16 protein-coding genes are annotated in these 16,888 nt (G+C 66.6%); 4 read left to right on the top strand and 12 right to left on the bottom strand.

Translation table 11 applies throughout. The features are described from left to right. The first annotated feature begins 24 nt into the window (after positions 1–24). Complete coding sequence (locus LQK81_RS24145) at positions 25–879, top strand: endonuclease/exonuclease/phosphatase family protein (protein WP_230808969.1); 855 nt, start codon at positions 25–27, stop codon at positions 877–879. A 65-nt stretch (positions 880–944) separates the two neighbouring features. Here the strand turns inward: LQK81_RS24145 and LQK81_RS24150 are convergent, their stop codons facing one another. Continuing rightward, positions 945–2,408, bottom strand: coding sequence for a phospholipase D-like domain-containing protein (locus tag LQK81_RS24150; RefSeq protein ID WP_230808970.1), 1,464 nt, complete (start codon positions 2,406–2,408; stop codon positions 945–947). 193 nt (positions 2,409–2,601) lie between these two features. Next, on the bottom strand, positions 2,602–3,660 hold the full coding sequence (locus LQK81_RS24155) for a succinylglutamate desuccinylase/aspartoacylase domain-containing protein (RefSeq protein WP_230808971.1): 1,059 nt from the start codon (positions 3,658–3,660) through the stop codon (positions 2,602–2,604). Positions 3,661–3,818: 158 nt separating this feature from the next. Here LQK81_RS24155 and LQK81_RS24160 point away from each other — a divergent pair, with 158 nt between their 5' ends. Further along, the gene (locus LQK81_RS24160; RefSeq protein ID WP_230808972.1) at positions 3,819–4,376 is read left to right on the top strand and encodes a methylated-DNA--[protein]-cysteine S-methyltransferase; all 558 of its coding nucleotides are present in this window, start codon (positions 3,819–3,821) and stop codon (positions 4,374–4,376) included. Between the two features lie 111 nt (positions 4,377–4,487). Here LQK81_RS24160 and LQK81_RS24165 read toward each other — a convergent pair whose 3' ends face one another. After that, the gene (locus LQK81_RS24165) at positions 4,488–5,141 is read right to left on the bottom strand and encodes an isochorismatase family protein (protein ID WP_230808973.1); all 654 of its coding nucleotides are present in this window, start codon (positions 5,139–5,141) and stop codon (positions 4,488–4,490) included. Between the two features lie 154 nt (positions 5,142–5,295). Between LQK81_RS24165 and LQK81_RS24170 the strand changes: the two genes are divergently transcribed. Next, positions 5,296–6,189 (top strand): LysR family transcriptional regulator, encoded by an 894-nt coding sequence (locus tag LQK81_RS24170; RefSeq protein WP_230808974.1) that lies wholly within the window; start codon positions 5,296–5,298, stop codon positions 6,187–6,189. A 72-nt stretch (positions 6,190–6,261) separates the two neighbouring features. On the opposite strand, the gene guaA is transcribed toward LQK81_RS24170, so the two are convergent. The 3 genes from guaA to LQK81_RS24185 all read right to left on the bottom strand — a co-directional run bounded on the left by guaA (position 6,262) and on the right by LQK81_RS24185 (position 9,015). After that, entirely contained in the window at positions 6,262–7,839 is a 1,578-nt protein-coding gene (gene guaA / locus LQK81_RS24175; RefSeq protein WP_230808975.1) for a glutamine-hydrolyzing GMP synthase, read from the bottom strand. A gap of 76 nt (positions 7,840–7,915) precedes the next feature. Then, entirely contained in the window at positions 7,916–8,554 is a 639-nt protein-coding gene (locus tag LQK81_RS24180) for a 5'-methylthioadenosine/S-adenosylhomocysteine nucleosidase (protein ID WP_230809027.1), read from the bottom strand. A gap of 11 nt (positions 8,555–8,565) precedes the next feature. Continuing rightward, a complete protein-coding gene (locus LQK81_RS24185) occupies positions 8,566–9,015 on the bottom strand; it encodes a PaaI family thioesterase (protein ID WP_230808976.1) in 450 nt (149 codons plus the stop codon). Between the two features lie 162 nt (positions 9,016–9,177). On the opposite strand from LQK81_RS24185, the gene LQK81_RS24190 reads away from it, so the two are divergent. After that, positions 9,178–9,726 (top strand): GNAT family N-acetyltransferase, encoded by a 549-nt coding sequence (locus LQK81_RS24190; RefSeq protein ID WP_230808977.1) that lies wholly within the window; start codon positions 9,178–9,180, stop codon positions 9,724–9,726. Between the two features lie 4 nt (positions 9,727–9,730). Here LQK81_RS24190 and LQK81_RS24195 read toward each other — a convergent pair whose 3' ends face one another. The 6 genes from LQK81_RS24195 to LQK81_RS24220 all read right to left on the bottom strand — a co-directional run bounded on the left by LQK81_RS24195 (position 9,731) and on the right by LQK81_RS24220 (position 16,814). Continuing rightward, positions 9,731–10,816 carry a DUF1513 domain-containing protein gene (locus LQK81_RS24195; protein ID WP_230808978.1) on the bottom strand — a complete coding sequence of 362 codons (1,086 nt, stop codon included), beginning with the start codon at positions 10,814–10,816 and terminating at the stop codon, positions 9,731–9,733. 37 nt (positions 10,817–10,853) lie between these two features. After that, a complete protein-coding gene (locus tag LQK81_RS24200) occupies positions 10,854–11,993 on the bottom strand; it encodes an imelysin family protein (protein ID WP_230808979.1) in 1,140 nt (379 codons plus the stop codon). Further along, positions 11,993–13,531: a di-heme oxidoreductase family protein gene (locus tag LQK81_RS24205; protein WP_230808980.1), complete on the bottom strand. Its 1,539-nt coding sequence runs from the start codon at positions 13,529–13,531 to the stop codon at positions 11,993–11,995. Before LQK81_RS24205 ends, LQK81_RS24200 begins: the two co-directional genes overlap by 1 nt. A 47-nt stretch (positions 13,532–13,578) precedes the next feature. Further along, positions 13,579–14,859: an imelysin family protein gene (locus tag LQK81_RS24210; protein WP_230808981.1), complete on the bottom strand. Its 1,281-nt coding sequence runs from the start codon at positions 14,857–14,859 to the stop codon at positions 13,579–13,581. 224 nt (positions 14,860–15,083) lie between these two features. Next, entirely contained in the window at positions 15,084–16,370 is a 1,287-nt protein-coding gene (locus LQK81_RS24215) for an RsmB/NOP family class I SAM-dependent RNA methyltransferase (RefSeq protein ID WP_230808982.1), read from the bottom strand. Between the two features lie 81 nt (positions 16,371–16,451). Beyond that, complete coding sequence (locus tag LQK81_RS24220) at positions 16,452–16,814, bottom strand: septal ring lytic transglycosylase RlpA family protein (RefSeq protein WP_230808983.1); 363 nt, start codon at positions 16,812–16,814, stop codon at positions 16,452–16,454. Positions 16,815–16,888 lie beyond the last annotated feature (74 nt).

Genomic DNA, 16,888 nt, shown 5'->3' on the forward strand with positions numbered 1-16,888 from the left:
CACAGCCGTGCGAGGGAAGGGTCTTTGAGAAAGCTGAACGAGAAGGTAAGTGCCGCCGCCTTGACGGCGATCCGCAACCGGCGCGGGCACCGGCCGTTCTCTGCCAACCGCGACGGCGGCGATACCGTCATCGCCTCCTACAATGTCCACAAGTGTGTCGGCGTCGACCGCAAATTCGACCCCGATCGCGTGGCGGAAGTCATTTCCGAGATCGATGCCGACGTGATCGCGATTCAGGAGGCCGACAAGCGCTTCGGCGACCGGTCTGGCCTGCTCGACCTCGTCTCGCTGGAGCGCGACTGCGGTCTCGTGCCGGTGCCGATCGCGACGCTGTCGTCCGGCAGCCACGGCTGGCACGGCAACATGCTGATGATCCGCAAGGGCACCGTGCAGAACGTCCGCCAGCTGAAGCTGCCGGGCGTCGAGCCGCGCGGCGCGCTCGTCGTCAATTTCGAGTTTCCCACCGGCAAGCTGCGCGTCGTCGCCGCCCATTTCGGCCTTCTCAAGCGCTCGCGGGAGTTGCAGGCCAAGGCGGTGCTGGCCTCGGTGGCGCAGGAGGAGGAGATGCCGACGGTGCTGATCGGCGACCTCAACGAATGGCGGGTCGGCCGCAAGTCCTCGCTCTCGCCGCTCTCGCCCGTGTTCGATCCGGTCGCCGGCGCCGTGCCGAGCTTTCCTTCCCGCTTCCCCGTGCTGGCGCTCGACCGGGTCCTCGGCCATCCCCACGATCTCGTCGCCGCGGTCGAGGTGCACGACAGCCCGCTTGCCCGCGTGGCCTCCGACCACCTGCCGATCAAGGCGCATATCGACCTGCAGGCGATCTGGGAGCGTTCCTATCGCCAATACGATCCGGCAAGGACCAAGGCGGTCTCGTCCTAAAGCACGTCGCGGTCTTTCAGATCCGCTCCCGCGCAAGGCCCGCTGCGCGAACGTCGCCGGCCCTTCTATAGATAGGGCGATCCGAGCCAGGTGATCCGCTCGATCAACCTGCGCGAGAACGGGCGGGCCCGAAGCGCCTGCAGTTCCACCGGCTCTGCCGTCTTCAGCGCGCGGCCGATCTTTTCCTCGAGCTGCGCGGCGAAAAAGGTGTCGAACACCTCGATGTCGATCTCGAAGTTCAGCCGCAGCGACCGCGGGTCGAGGTTCGACGAGCCGATATAGGACCAGACGCCGTCGACGACCGTGAGTTTGGAGTGGTTGAACGTTCCGCCCGCCCGCCAGATCCGGCAGCCCGACTTCAGCAACTGGTCGAACTGCGCGGTCATGGCTAGATCGACGAGCTTGAGGTTGTTGGCGCCGGGCACGACGATGTCGATATGCACGCCGCGCCGCGCCGCGGTCGCAAGCGCGCTGATCAGGTCGCGCTCGGGCAGGAAATAGGGCGACATGATGCGGATATGGTTCTTGGCGATCGAGATCGCCCCCATCAGCATGCGCTGGTTGGCCTCCAGGCTCCGGTCCGGCCCCGAGGCGACGGCACGTGCCAGGAGCGCCGTGTTCGGTGCGGCAGCCGGCGCCTCCAGTTGCCAGGCCTCCCCGTCGAGCACGCCCCCGCCCGAGAAGCGCCAGTCCTCGTAGGCGACGTGAAAGAGGTCGCCGACGACCGGCCCCGTCACGCGGAAATGCGTGTCCCGCGCGACGTTCCCGTCGGAAAACTCGCTCGTGAAGGCGGCGCGGATATTCATCCCGCCGGTAAAGGCGATGCTGCCGTCGACCACGAGGATCTTGCGGTGCGTGCGCAGGTTGGCATAGGGCAGTCGCAGGCCCATGACGATGTTGCCGTTGAAGACGCGCGCGGAAACGCCGCCCTGGCGCAGCGTCTGCATGATGCTCGGCGTCGAATAGCGCGCCCCGACCGCGTCGATGAGCACATGCACCTCGACGCCACGCGCAACCGCGGCCGAAAGCGCCTCCGCAAGGCGCAGCCCCATGCCGTCGCGATCGAAGATGTAAGTTTCGAGCAGGATGCTGCGCCGGGCCCCGTGGATTGCCTCCAGCATGGCGGCATAGGCGGCATCGCCGGTTTCCAGCATCACGATCGTGTTGCCGGACGTCATCGAGAACCGCGAGACGGTGTCGCCCAGGTGCTTCATCGCCGAAAGCGCGCCGCCGTAGCGGCTATGCACGAACTCGTCGGAGACGTCGTGATGCTCGGGATGGTGCCGCCCCTTCCTGGCGATCGTGCCGGCGCGCCGCAGCGTCAGCGTCTTGCGGCGGATGCGGTTGATGCCGAAGACGTAGTAGAGCACCGCCCCGATGACCGGCGACAGCAGGATGACGCCGACCCAGCCGATCGCCGCCCGCACCTCCTCCTTGGTCATCGCGGCATGGATGGCAGCCGGCGTGCCGAGCACGATCGAAAGCACGACAAGCACATGTGGCCAGTAGTCGGAAAAGGTCTGCAGCATGCCGCTTCCGTCGAGCACCCCTTGATCGTTGAACGGGAATTCCGTTCACCTTAGCGCATATCCCGCAGAACGAGTATGGGTATTCGGACGGATTGCACGCAGATTCAAGGCTTTACTTGTGCTGGAGGGAGCACCGGCCGCCTGCGTCGGCGCGGGCGGCATCCCGCCCTGCGGGGCGGGATGCCGGACCCGGTCAATCCTCCAGCGTGCCGGGCGCGCGGTCGGTCCGGATCCGGTCCTCGCAGACGATCTTCATCAGATCGTCGCCGCGGCGGACGAACCGGTCCGAGGTGCGGGTGGCAATCAGCCCGGCCCGTTCGGTGCGTATCTGGTAAGTCCCGTCGGCAAGTCCCGGCCGGGTGATGATCGTCGCCAGCAATTCGCCGGCTTCCACCATGTCGCCGATATCCCTGTGAAACAGCACCGTCCCCGGCTCCAGCGCCCGCACCATGTCGATGTTGTCGAGCGGAACCGCGGGGCCGGTGAATTCCGGCACCTGCGCCCCGGCACCGCGAACCACGCCGCGGGCCGCCAGAAAGCGGAACAGACCGTCCGCATCCGCCCTGGCTGTCTCCGGATGGACGTCCCGCCGCCCGCGCAATTCGACGGTGACGGCAAGCCTGCCCGGCACCTTGGCGGGCTGGCCGCCGTCCTGGCGCTTGAAGGCATGGCCGACCGCCTCCTCGAAGGCGGTGCTCTCGCCGTCCGAGAGGAACACCGCCTGCATCGACAGGGCGGCGGCGAGATCGGCAGCTTCCGGCCAGAATGCCTCGTCGATATAGGCATACTGGACGGATTCGTCGTCGCAATGCAGGTCCAGCACCAGTTCGGCGCCGAGCGCCATGTGCAGCAGCGTCCGCTTCAGTCGCTTCACGGCCGTTTCCCGGTCGAGACCGGCCAGAAGATCGTTCCGCTCTGCCAGCGTGACCAGTGGAAAGTCGCGGTTGAAGTTCGTGCGCGAGGCGAGATCGAAGCGGCCCTGCATCTCGCCGAAATGGGCCTGCGCGGCGCCGATCGGATTGGCCTGCGGAACGATCGTCACGTCGCCGGCGAGCGCCCCCTCGGCCTCCGCCTTCCGCAACCTGTCGCAGAGGAAATGCAGCACGGCTGTGCCCGGCAACTCGTTCGCATGCAGCGCCGCCTGCAGGTAGACCCTGGGTGCCGTCTCCGTATCGCCGCGAAAGCGCAGCACGGGCAGCCGCCATTCGACGCCGGGCGTATCCCCGGCAATGGTGATCTCCGATTGCTCCATCTCGTGTCCTCGCCGTTTCTCCACTGACGGCGGTTTATGCGGATTGCGCACGATCGGTGCAACCCCGCAATTGCGGCAGGGCCGGCGGAAAACGGGTTGAAATTCGCTCCGGGAAACCCGATTCTGAGGGTGCCCGAATGGCAACGGGAGGCTGCGCCATGGCAGGTTCGTCCAGCTATCTGATCTTCGAGACCGCGGGCGGCCCCTGCGGGATCGCCTGGAACGCTGCGGGTGTCACGCGCTTCCAGCTTCCCGGCGAGGATGCCGAAACCACCCGTCGCCTGCTGTTGCGACGCGCAGCCGGCGCTGTGCCCGGTGAGCCGTCGCAGTTCGTGGCCGCAGCGGTGCAGGCCGTCAAACGCTATTTTGCCGGCGAGCCGGCGGACTTTTCCACCGTGCCCCTCGACCTTTCCGGACAGGACGATTTCTTCAAGGCGGTCTACGCCGCCGCGCGCAAGGTCCCCTGGGGGCGGACCACCACCTATGGCGCGCTCGCCCGCGAACTCGGCGCAGGCCCGGAGGCGGCGCGCGATGTCGGCCAGGCCATGGCGAAGAACCCGGTCGCCCTGATCATCCCCTGTCACCGGGTGCTGGCGGCCGGTGGCAAGGTGGGCGGCTTTTCAGCCCCCGGCGGCGCGACGTCCAAGGTGCGGATGCTGGCCCTGGAAGGTATCTCCTTCGCTCCGCCGCCGGCCCAGCAGTCCTTCGGGTTCTGACGGCGCAAAGGTCGCTGTCTGGAAGAATAGCCATCCGGCCCCGCACTCAACGGGCTCGCATCTGGAAAGGGGATGACGAAACTCGACAGGGTCTCGTCATCCCAGCCCGGATCAGCCTTGGCTGGTCGGCACCGGCGTGTTGAGCAATTGCTGCTCCCACAGGAACGCGATGCCGCTGCCGGCCATATGCTCCTTGAGGATATCGACGAATGCGGCGCCGGTCTTGGTCCGCGCATGGTCGCGCTGCCATTCGGATGCCAGCGCCAGCCACGTCATCATGTTGCAGCCGGCTGCGATCATGCGCTGGATCGCCACCTGATGGGCTTCGACCGACACGCCGCCGCAGGCATCCGTGATCACCGTCACGTCCCAGCCTTCGCCGGCAGCCTGGATCGCCGGCATCGCGACGCAGATCTCCGTATAGAGGCCTGCGATGATCAGCTGCTTGCGGCCCGTCGCCTTGACGACATCGACGACCTTCTGGTCTTCCCAGGTGTTGATGAAGGTCCGGTCGATGACTTCCTGGCCCGGGAAGACATCGGTGATCTGCGGGAAGATGAGGCCGCCCCGGTCGGCGATCACGCTGGTCAGGATGGTCGGTACGTCAAAGGCCTTGGCGGCCTTCGCCAGAGCCGCCGCATTGTTGACCGCCATATGCGGGTCGTGGCTGTTCAGGTTCGTGAGCTGGAAAGGCTGGTGGTCGATCAGGACCAGGACCGAGTCTTCGGGACGAAGAAGCGAAGCGAGACCGTTGCGAAAAGTCATTGTCAAATCCCTATGCTACCGTTTCGGGTGAGGTTGGTCGTGCGGGGAGACATGCGCCGACTGCGACGCTGCCGGGGCCGACATTGTCATTCCCGCCAAAGATGCGGTACCGGTCTTGGGTGCTACGCTGTGTCGCAAAACGAGGAACGCTGATTTGGATATCGAAGAGCTGCGGACATTCGTGGAGGTTGCCGATGCCGGGGGCGTTTCCCCCGCTGCGCGCCGGCTCGGCGTCTCCAAGTCGATCGTCAGCCGGAGGCTTGCCCGGCTTGAAGCGGAACTCGGCGTCCAGCTTCTGGCGCGAACCACCCGCGGCGCCGCTCTGACGGAGGCAGGGATCCTGTTCCGCGACCATGCGGCCAGGGCCTTCGCCGAGATCGATGTGGCCCGGGAAATGATCCTGCCCGCCGGCGAGCTTCGTGGCCGCTTGCGCGTAGCCGTGCCGCTTTCCTTCGGGCTGACGCACTTCGCGCCCATGCTCGCGGAAATGGCGCGACGCCACCCGCAGCTCCACATCCATGCCGATTACAGCGACCGTTTCGTCGACCTCGTCACGGAGGGTTTCGATTGTGCGATCCGGCTCGGCCACCTCCAGGACTCGAACCTGATCGCAAGACGCGTCGGGCCGATCTACGGAAGGCTCGTCGCAAGCCCGCTCTATATCGAAGCGCACGGTTCACCCGAGACGCCGGAGGAACTCGCCGCCCATCAGGCGCTCATGCAGGGAACGGAATCCTGGCAGCTGACCGATGGCGACAAGGTCGTCACGGTTCATCCGCGGGGGCGCTTCAAGGCTGACAACGGCACGGCTCTCGTCGCAGCCGCGGTGGCAGGCCTCGGCATCGCCTATCTTCCCGATTGGCTCACCCGCGAACATCGGGCCTCCGGCGCGCTTGTGCCGGTCATGACGCGCCATCCGCCGCCTTTGGCAGGCGTCTATGTCGTCCGCCCGCCGGGGCAGCATCCTGCACGGAAGGTGCGGGTGCTCACAGAGTTGCTGGTCGAGTTTTGCGAACCGCCTTCTGACCTTGCACGTGCCACCCGCTGAAGTCGGAAGGGTGCTTGCCGGGCCCCCAGCGAAAACGCAACGGCGGATCCGCCGACCGCCGCCGGCTCCCGCTCACTCCCACTCGATGGTGCCGGGCGGCTTGCTCGTCACGTCGTAGACGACGCGGTTGATGCCGCGGACTTCGTTGATGATGCGGGTGGCGGTGCGGCCGAGGAAGGCCATGTCGTAGGGATAGAAATCCGCTGTCATGCCGTCGACCGACGTGACCGCGCGCAGCGCGCAGACGAAGTCGTAGGTGCGGTAGTCGCCCATGACGCCGACCGTCTGGACCGGGAGCAGCACCGCAAAGGCCTGCCAGATCGTATCGTAGAGGCCCGCCTTGCGGATTTCGTCCAGATAGATCGCATCCGCCTTGCGCAGGATGTCGAGCTTCTCGCGGGTGACGGCGCCGGGGCAGCGGATGGCGAGGCCCGGGCCCGGGAAGGGATGGCGGCCGATGAAGCTCTCCGGCAGGCCGAGCTCGCGACCGAGCGCGCGCACTTCGTCCTTGAACAGTTCGCGCAAGGGCTCGACGAGCTTCATGTTCATGCGCTCGGGCAGGCCGCCGACATTGTGGTGGCTCTTGATCGTCACGGACGGGCCGCCGGAGAAGGATACGCTCTCGATGACGTCGGGATAGAGCGTGCCCTGCGCCAGGAATTTCGGCACGCCCTTGCCGTCGGCTGCGATCTTGCCGGCCTCGGCCTCGAACACTTCGATGAACAGGCGGCCGATTGTCTTGCGCTTGACTTCCGGGTCGCTGACGCCGGCAAGCTCGGTGAGGAACAGGTCGGAGGCGTCCACGTGCACCAGCGGGATATTGTAGTGGTCGCGGAACATGCCGACGACCTGCTCGCTCTCGCCCATCCGCATCAGGCCGTGGTCGACGTAGATGCAGGTCAGCTGGTCGCCGATCGCCTCATGGATCAGCACGGCTGCGACGGAGCTGTCGACGCCGCCGGACAGGCCGCAGATCACGCGTTCGCTGCCCACCTGTTCCCTGATCTTGCGGATCATCTCGGCCCGGTAGGCGGCCATCGTCCAGTCGGACTTCAGCCCGACGATCTTGTGCACGAAATTGGCGAGCAGCTTGGCGCCGTCCGGCGTGTGCATCACTTCCGGATGGAACATCGTCGTGTAGTAGCGGCGACCCTCGTGCACGGCGATCGCACAGGGCGCGTTCTCGGAGGTGGCGACGACCTCGAAGCCTTCGGGAAGCTGCGTGACGCGGTCGCCATGGCTCATCCAGACGGGATAGCGTTCGCCGACGGTCCAGAAACCGTCGAACAGTGGGCTCGCTTTCCTGATCTCGACGTCGGCGCGGCCGAACTCGGCCGCATGGCCGCCCTCGACGACGCCGCCGAGCTGCGTTGCCAGCGTCTGCTGGCCGTAGCAGATGCCGAGGATCGGCACGCCCGCATCGAACACCGCCTGCGGGGCGCGGGGGCTGCCTTCGGTCGTGACCGAGGCCGGCCCGCCGGAGAAGATCACGCCCTTCGGCTGCATCTTGTCGAAAGCAGCAGCCGCGCTCTGGAAGGGATGGATTTCGCAGTAGACGCCGGATTCGCGGATGCGCCGCGCGATCAGCTGCGTCACCTGGCTGCCGAAATCGATGATGAGAATGCTGTCGGGATGAGCTGTCTGGGTCATGGCGAGCCTTTAATGAAATTTGCCGCAGGGCGCAACGGGGTCCGGCGCAATCGGTCAATATCAGTGCAGGTTGGTTTCAGAGGGCGAGCGCGCCGTCGCTCACGGCCTGTTCCAGCTGTGCCACCGCATCGGCCAGCTTCCGGTCGATGACATGCAGATATTCCGTCCAGTCGGAGACATGCGTCAGTTCCGCCTTGCCGTCGGAAATGCCACGCAGGCCGATCAATGGAACACCGAAGGCCTGGCAGGCGCGCAGCACGGCAAAGGTCTCCATCTCCACCATGTCGGCATCGATGCCGTCATAGGCGGCGCCCGAGACGATGTTCGCCCCGGTCGAAAGGCGGGCCGTCGCGATCCCCGGAACCTCAAGCGTCATCGGCACGACGACGGGCAGGTCGAGAAGCGGTGTGGCCCCCTTCTCGAAGCCCAGCGGCGAGGCGTCCATGTCGCGGTAGGAGACGGAGGACGCCTGGTAGACGCCCGTCTGCTCCAGGCGCGCGGATCCGGCCGAGCCGAGCGAGACGACGAGGTCCGGCAGGCGGTCGCGGGCCTCCAGACGGGCCAGTGCCCGCGTCACCTGCACCGCCGCCTCGACCGGGCCGATGCCGGTCATCATCGGCGTGATCCGGGCGCGCAGGTGCTCGCCGTACTCGGCATCCACCGCCATCACGTAGAGCAGTCGCTTCCCGCCCATCTGCTTGAGCGTATAGGGCATCGGTTCCTGGCTCATCCGGCGACGTCCTCGCGGCCGCGCATCACCATCATCGTCCCCGTCATCGAGGCGATCAGCTTTGCCGGGCCGTCGCCGACCGAATAGGCGCGGCCGTCGGCGACGATGATGTTGGAGCCCGGCTTCGTCACCTCGCCGCGAAAGAGAAACCACTCGCCCCGCCCGGGCGACATCAGGTTGACCTTGAACTCGATCGTCAGCAGCGAGGCCGCCGGCTCGATGATCGTGTAGGCGGCATAGGTGCAGGCCGTGTCGAGTGCCGCCGAGATGACGCCCGCATGCAGGAAGCCGTGCTGCTGCGTCAGCTTCTCGTCGAAAGGCAGCTCGATCTCCACCGTGCCGTGCTCGGTCCGCGTCAGCTGGGCGCCGATCAGCCGCATGGCCGCCTGCCGCTGGAAGCTGGAGGTGATGCGTTCACGGAAATCCGCTGGCGGAAGGTCGGTCATGTCTCTCGTTCGGTTCGCATGGTGCATTGCGACAGGGCTGGAACCCTCGCATGCGCGCGGCCATGCTGCAAGACATCAATTGACCGGGACACTCAAGGCTGCAGGCCCGTTGTCCGGCCGCGCGAGCATTGCAGGAGCGGGGCGTCGCACTACATATTCTCCATGGATGCTGGCATCGAGATCAGAAAGGGCCGGACAGCCGACGTCTTCGCCATCGGCCGGGTGCTCGTCGAAACCTGGAGGGCCACCTTCCGGGGGCTTCTCGATGACGGCTTCCTCGACCGCATGTCGCCGGCCGAGCAGGCGCTCCGCCACATGGAACGGCGCAATTCGCTGGGCGTCGGCCATTTCGTCGCGATCGATCGCCGGACGGGCGAACTCGTCGGCTTCGCCAATTTCGGACCGGCGCGCTACGCGACGCCGACGCCGGTGGGCGAGATCTATGCGCTCTACGTCCTGCCCGCCTATCAGGGGCTCGGCATCGGTGAGGCGCTGGTGCGCGCGGTTGCCCGCTGGATGGTCGAAGGCGGAACGGTAACGCTTCTGGCCTGGGTGCTGTCCACCAATCCGAACCGCGCCTTCTACGAGCGCCTGGGCGCCGCACCGGTCGAGACCGGCTTTGTCGGCATCGGCGGGCATCGCTACGAGCAGGTGGCCTATGCCTGGCGCGACCTCCACCTGCTGATCGCCCGCGACGCCGGCGCGGTGTGAGCTCTCAGAGCTTCCCGAGACGGATGATGTGCTGGTCCCAGGCGAGATCGGCCGTGCTGCCGTCGAACCGCCCGTCATAGGAGGAGACGGAAAAACCGTGCGGAGAAGGCGCGATCCCCGCCGCGTCGTCCACCCGCCGCTCGCCGAGCACGCGCCCGCTCGCAGCGTCGATCGTGACCGCAAGGCCGCCCTTGGGCGAGGTCAGCCCGAGGAGCCCCTGGGCGCGATTGACGGCGATGGCGCCGACATAGTTGGCGAGCCGCATTGTCGTCGCGTCGGGAAGATCCAGGAAACGGATGTCCTCGCCTTTCGCGAAGTGGCCGGCCAGCGGCGGCAGGTCGTTGCGCGGTCCCTCGTATTGGCAGGCGAACCACACCCGGCCCTTGGCATCGATGTCGACGTGGCGGGTGGAGAGCTGCCGCAGCGAAGGCGGCAGCGCATGCCGTTCGATCAGCGCGCCGGTGGCCGCGTCGACGAGTGCCAGCGACGGTTCCATGTGGTCGAGGTTCAGCTTGGTGCGGCCGAAATCCGGATGCGTCTCGATGCCGCCATTGGCGACGATCAGCAGGCGTCCGTCGTCGGAGACGGTCATGTCGTGCGTGCCGATCCCGTATGTGTCGAATTCGCCGATCCTTCGGTAGCCGTCCGTCGCGTCATAGAGGCCGATGACGCCGCGGTTGGCTTCGAAATCGTTCTCGCTGGCGTAGAGCAGCCGCCCGTCCGGCGAGAAGCTGCCATGGCCGAAGAAGTGCCGGTCCTCGCCCGCATGGATGACGACGGGTTCGTGGCTACGTCTCGTGTCGAAGATCAGCGCGAAGGTGCCGGGCCTGCGGGCGAAGGTGACGGCGCGACCGTTTGCCGGACTGTACGCCAGGCCGTGGCTTCTGGCCGGCAGCGCCACCTTCTCGATGACCGTTCCGTCTTCGGCAACGGTGGCGAGGCCGAAGCCGCCGTCGCGGGCCATGAAACCGGAGGCGAAGACGGCGTCCGTCCTCCCCAGCGCCTGCAGCGAGGCGGGCGCAATCGTCGTGGCCCAGGCGGCGCCCGCCATCTTGATGAAGCTGCGGCGGTCGAGAAGGGATGTCTTCATCGCCGGGCTCTTTTTCGATCCTGCCCCATGGTGCCGCTCAATCGCCGTCGGCAAACGAGAACCCGGCGCCAAGCCCGATGGCCCCGCCATACTGGTCGCTGAACCGCAGCACGAGGTCGCGCGCGTTGACGATGAGAAAGTCCATCTTGTGGCGCTCGGACGGTTCGCTCACGGCCTTTTCGATGTCCGGATCGATCTTCGCCACCACGCGCGTCAGCGAGGCGATGACGAATTCGACCGAACCGGCGATCGAGGCCTCCGCCGGGTCCAGCAGTTGCTCCATCCCGGACTTGGCAAACAACGTTCGCAGCCCGTCGAGATTGCCCTTGATCGCGTTCCAGGTGTTGCCGGATCGCCAGTAGATCGCCGATTTCGGGCGGGCAGGGGCATCCTCGCCCTTGTAGAACGCCTCGATCCGCTGGTCGCGTACCGCCTCGGCGCCGTGGACGAGGATCCCGAGCAGGGCCGTGATCGCCTCTTTCCCGTCGCGGAAGGCGGGATTGTCGGGGCCCGGATGCTTCCAGTCGCGCTGCACGCCGTCCGGCTTCTCCCAGTCGGCGCTGAGCGATGCTGCGGTCGCGGCGATGTTCTTCGCCACCGCCGCGCCGTAGCGGCAGCGGAAACTGTCCTTCCGGGCATCGAGGGCTTCGGCGTCGGTCCCGTAGAGCACGTATTCCAGCGCACCCAGCCCCTGCACGGCGACGCTCTTGCCCGGCAGTGCGGCCGCCTCGGTGTCCTTCTCGTCCTTCTTGACCAGCAGCGCCTGAACCTGCTTCAGCCCGGTGCTCTTGCGGTCGGGATAGAACAGGATGCGTTCGAAGCGGTTCTCCTGCAGCACCGGCCCGTCGCGCACGATCTCGATGAAGGACCATTTGGCCACCGTGTCGTCGAAGGCGGCATGGGCGGCGGCCTTCGTATCGGGGGAGGGCGCGGCGCAATAGGCCGAGACCGCATCCGCAAGCCGGGTCGCCGAGGCGTGCATGTCGCGATAGCCCGGCCGGATCACCTCGTCGACGGCGCGGGTCATGACCGCCGAGATCGCCTCTTCGGTGAGCACGACGGGCGGCAGCGGATTGGCATCCTGTGCCGATCCCGGTACGGCCCCGATCGTCACCGCGGGAAGAAGCGTCAGGCCGAAAAGGGCGGAGCGAAGTCTGGAACGCAGCAGGGAAAGCATCATAGGGACTCCAGGAAAGTCAGAAGCGCGGCCCGGTCAGCGGCTTCCAGGTCGGCAAATCGGTCCCGCGCGGCCTGCGCCTCGCCGCCGTGCCAGAGGATGGCTTCGGTCAGGTTGCGCGCGCGCCCGTCATGCAGGAAGAAGGTGTGGCCGCTGACAGTCTCGGTCAGCCCGATACCCCAGAGCGGCGGCGTGCGCCACTCCCGTCCGTCGGCGAGCCCCACCTTCTGCCCGTCGGCCAGCCCCTCGCCCATGTCGTGCAGCAGGAAATCGGAATAGGGCCAGATAAGCTGGAAGGATTGTGCCTTGTCGCGGGCATCGCGGCGGGTGACGAACTTCGGCGTGTGGCAGGCGGTGCAGCCGGCCTCGTAGAACAGCTTCTTGCCGGCCAGCGTCTCCTCGAAGCTCGCCTTGCGCCTGGCGGGAACGGCGAGGTTCTCGGCGTAGAAGGTGACGAGGTCGAGCACCGGATCGGGTGCCTCGGTGTCGCCAAGACGTTTCTGCACCCCGTCCGGCATGGCGAGGCAGGCCGTCTGTGCCGCCGTGCAGTCGCCGTGGCTTGCCGGGGCGAGCGGATTGGAAATGCCGATGTCGTTGGCAAAGGCCTCGGCCGTCTGCCGGCGCACGGTGGCGTTCTGCGCCTTCCAGCCGAAGCGGCCGAGCGCCAGTTGGCCGGTTTCGGGATCGCGCACCAACGCCGCCTTGCCGCTGATGCCGTCGCCGTCCGCATCCTCCGGGTCGGCCAGTGCCATGATATCGGCCTCGTGGATCGCCTCGACCAGCCCGAGACCGATCATCGGCGGCGTCATCCGCGGCGAGATCGTCGTTCCCGGGTCCATTGCGCCATAGGCAAGTTCGCCGACGCTGTAGCGCGGCCGGCGCAGGAAGACCGTCTCGCCACCCGCAAGCCGCACGGGCTCCTCCGACCACTCGACCCGCATCCGGCCCTCGGCGGCAAGGCCGGGGACGGCGAAGTCCTGCAACTGGCCGCCATAGACGGGGTCGGGGAAGTTCGGCACGTCCAGCGCGTCGAGCCTTCCCTGTTCCGCCGCGTTCGCCGGCGGGCGGGCGAGGCGCAGGAAGGTGGTGCTGGTGTCGTCGCTGGCTTGCGGCGGATGCCCGCGCCCGTCCTTCAGGTGGCAGTTCTGGCAGGCGCGCGAATTGAACAGCGGCCCCAGCCCGTCGGAAGCCTGGGTGGAGGAGGGCGAGGAGACCCATACCTTGCGAAACAGCGCGTTGCCGAGCTTGAAGCCCTCTTCCTGCTGGAAGGTCAGATTTTCGGAGAAATGCGAGAAGCTGTCGGCGTTGACGGCGGCCGTCGAGGTCGCCGCACCGCCGGACATCGCCTCATACTGTTCCGCCCTGGAGAATTCCGTCGTGGGCCGGGTCACCGCTTCCACCCGCGCCCTGTCCTTGTCGGAAAGGTCGGCGCGGCCTTCGCTACCCGGCAGGGGCTCGCTTCCGGCAGCGCCCGCGGCAAGCAACAGCAGCACGCCCCCGAGCGCGGGCAGCAGGCTTTTGGAACGCGCTCTCTTCATGTCGGGACCGGGCCGCGTTCGAGGGAGCGCGGCCCGCCTTTGCATTCTTACTGGAAGACCGCGTTAGGATTATCCAGGCTGTCGGAACCTTCAAGCTCGATCTTGCCGAGTTCCAGTGCCGAGATCACGCGCTCGAAGGACTTGGTCTGGGCCACGAGCCCGTCGATCGCCGCCTGCACGACGGCATTGCCCTCCGCATTGCCTTCGCCGATCATCTGGTCGTAGGCCTCGATCGTCTCGCCACGCTTCACCATGGCCTGCATGGCGGCGATCGTCGTGTCGAGCTTGCCCTTCACTTCGCTGTCCAGCGCCGCATCCTTGGCGGCGACCAGTTCGGAAAGCGACGGGCCGGTCAGCTTGGTGCCGTCGGGGCGGATATATTCGCCGGTATAGGCGCTCTGGATGCCCAGCGCGTCGTAATAGTGCGAATTGTAGGTGTTGTCGGAGAAGCAGTCGTGCTCCTCTTCCGGATCGTGCAGCAGCAGGCCGAGCTTCATGCGCTCGCCGGCCAGTTCGCCATAGGAGAGCGAGCCCATGCCGGTCAGGATCGCCGAGATGCCGGCCTTCGTGTCGGCGCTGACGGTCTTGGCGGCGCCGCCCTCGGGCGCCCACTCGGCGACCATCTCCTCCAGGTCGGTCACGAGCAGGTCGGTCGCGGCCTTCAGATAGGCGACGCGGCGGTCGCAATTGCCGCCCGTGCAGTTCTTGGTGTCGAAGTCCGTCGCCGGGCGGTTGCCGGCGCCCTTGCCGGTGCCGTTCAGGTCCTGGCCCCACAGCAGGAATTCGATCGCGTGGTAGCCGGTCGCCACGTTTGCCTCGACGCCGCCGGCCTCCTGCAGGGTGCCTGCCAGGAAGTCCGGCGTGATGTTGCTCGCGTCGATGTCCTTGCCGTCGATCTTGATCGCGGGGTTGGCGATCACATTGGCGACGAACAGCGAATTCTCGTCGCTCTCGGTGCCGTAGCCGGCGTCGACATAGTCGATCAGGCCCTCGTCCAGCGGCCAGGCGTTGACCTTGCCTTCCCACTCGTCGACGGCGGCGTTGCCGAAGCGGTAGACCTCGGTCTGCTGATAGGGCACGCGGGCCTTAATCCAGGCGGCGCGGGCGGCCGCCAGCGTCTCGTCGGTCGGGCTGGCGATCAGCGCGTCGACGGCGGCGGAAAGCTCCCTGGCGGTCGCAAGCGAGTCGGAAAACTTGGCATGGGCGACATCGACATAGTGCTTGACGACGGCTGCCTCGTCGGTGGCGGCGAGCGCCGGCTGGACGGCGAGCGCGCAGGTCGCGGTCGAGAGTGCCAGCACGGCCGCGCGAAGGAAGGAGGTCTTCATGTTGTCTCCTGGGGTCCCACTAGAGTTCATAACCTTCCCGGTGCCCCTCTCCTGTCGGGCGAATGATTGGCCGGGACGTCGCCCGAAGCCGGGCGATGGAAGTATTCAGGCGGGATTCTCTTCGCGCAAAAACAAACTGGTGTCAAAGCGTATAGTTTAGAACTGTTCGATACTTGCAACTGCGGCCGCTGCGGCGGACGTGGCTGTCAGATCCGTCGCGGGCTTTAGGCCTTGCGCTCCATCGCGCAGAAGAAGAAGCCGTCCGTCCCGGTCGAGGCCGGCGTCAGCGTCACCGTCTTCATGTCGGCCGACCAGGGCTGCGGCTTGTCGGTGCCGAAAAGCTCTTCCCAGGCTTCCGCCGCCGACAGGATCTCGAATTCGGAATTGTCCTCGCAGAAGCTGTAGACTTGGTTCTCGTTTTCCTCCGGCAGCACTGAACAGGTGACGTACAGGAGGTAGCCGCCGGGACGGACGAAGGTGGCAGCGCTCGCCAGCGCCTCTTCCTGCTGCGCCAGGCGTTCCTCGAGGTTCTTGTCCGTCAGCCGCCACTTGGTGTCCGGCCGCCGCCGCCAGGTGCCGGTGCCGGTGCAGGGCGCGTCGACCAGCACCCGGTCGAACCGGCCGGCAAACGGCGAAAGCGAGGAAAGGTCGTCATGAACCTGCACGTTGCGGGTGCCGGCGCGCTTCAGGCGCTCGATGATCGGCGCCAGCCGCTTGCGGTCGGCGTCGTAGGCGTGCACCTGGCCCTTGTTGTTCATGGCGGCGGACATGGCGAGCGTCTTGCCGCCGCCGCCGGCGCAGAAGTCGAGCACCTGCTCGCCTTCCTGGGCGAAGACGAGGTCGGCGACGATCTGGGAGCCCTCGTCCTGCACCTCGAACCAGCCCTTCTGGAAGGAAAGCTCGGCTGTGACGTTCGGCAGCCGCGACGGGCCTTCGCCGGCGGGGATGCGGATGCCGTTGCGGGCGATCTTCGCCGGTTCGGCGCCGCCGCGCTCGAGCGCCTTCAGCACTTTCGCGCGCGATGCCTTCAATGTGTTGGCGCGCAGGTCCAGCGTTGGCCGCCCGGTCAGCGCCTTGGCCTCGGCCAGCCAGTCGTCGGAGAAATTTTCTTCGAAGGAAGCCTGCACCCATTCGGGGATATCGCCCTGCACGTGCAGGGGCGCGTCTTCGAGGCGGCGGGAGGAATAGGCTTTCAGCCGATCGGTGGGCAGCGGCGGGGCGAACTTGTCGTCCGCAAGTTCCTTTTCCAGGCTCTCGGGCGTAAAGCCCCATTGGCGCAGCATCACGCCGAGCCCGAGCGAGGCCGGGCTGTCGTCGTCCATCAGATAGGCATGCGACAGCTTCATCCGCAGCGCGTCGTAGACGATGTTGCCGATCGCCGCGCGGTCGCCGGATCCGGCAAAGCGGTGGGCGAGGCCCCAGTCCTTGAGCGCATCGGCGACGGGGCGCTTGCGCGTCTCTATGTCAGCCAGAACCTCGATGGCTCCCGCGAGCCGTCCACCCAATCGCATTGCTCAACTCCAGTTTCCGCCGTGGTAGCGGCGATGGGCGGCAAGAGCAAGCGGGCGGGCGTCAAATAGGCTGGCGCGGTTTCAGCTGGCGAGGATCTGGTAACAGACCTTGGCGTGGCCCGAACGGATCATGCCGATCTCCGAGGCGGCCGCCTTGGATAGGTCCAGCACCCTGCCACGGATGAACGGGCCGCGATCATTGATGCGCACGATGACGCTCTTGCCGTTGCGGGAGTTGGTGACCTTGATCTTGGTGCCGAAGCGCAACGTCTTGTGTGCGGCCGTCAGCTTGGCCGGGTTCATGCGCTCGCCCGAAGCGGTTTTCGATGTGAGCGCGTACCACGATGCCCCGCCGCAGCCGGCAGCTTCGGCGCTGGATGCGAAGGCAACGGGCGCAGCGATGATGAGTGCGGCGAGAGCCGCAGTAGAGGACTTGATAGACATGGTGACCCCTCAGTGCTGATGTCCAGTTTCTTCCGACAGGTCTGTCTATTGGGACGAAAGATGGCGAAAAAGGG

The sequence above is a fragment of the Rhizobium sp. GN54 genome (genome assembly GCF_021026345.1).
GTDB lineage: Bacteria > Pseudomonadota > Alphaproteobacteria > Rhizobiales > Rhizobiaceae > Mycoplana.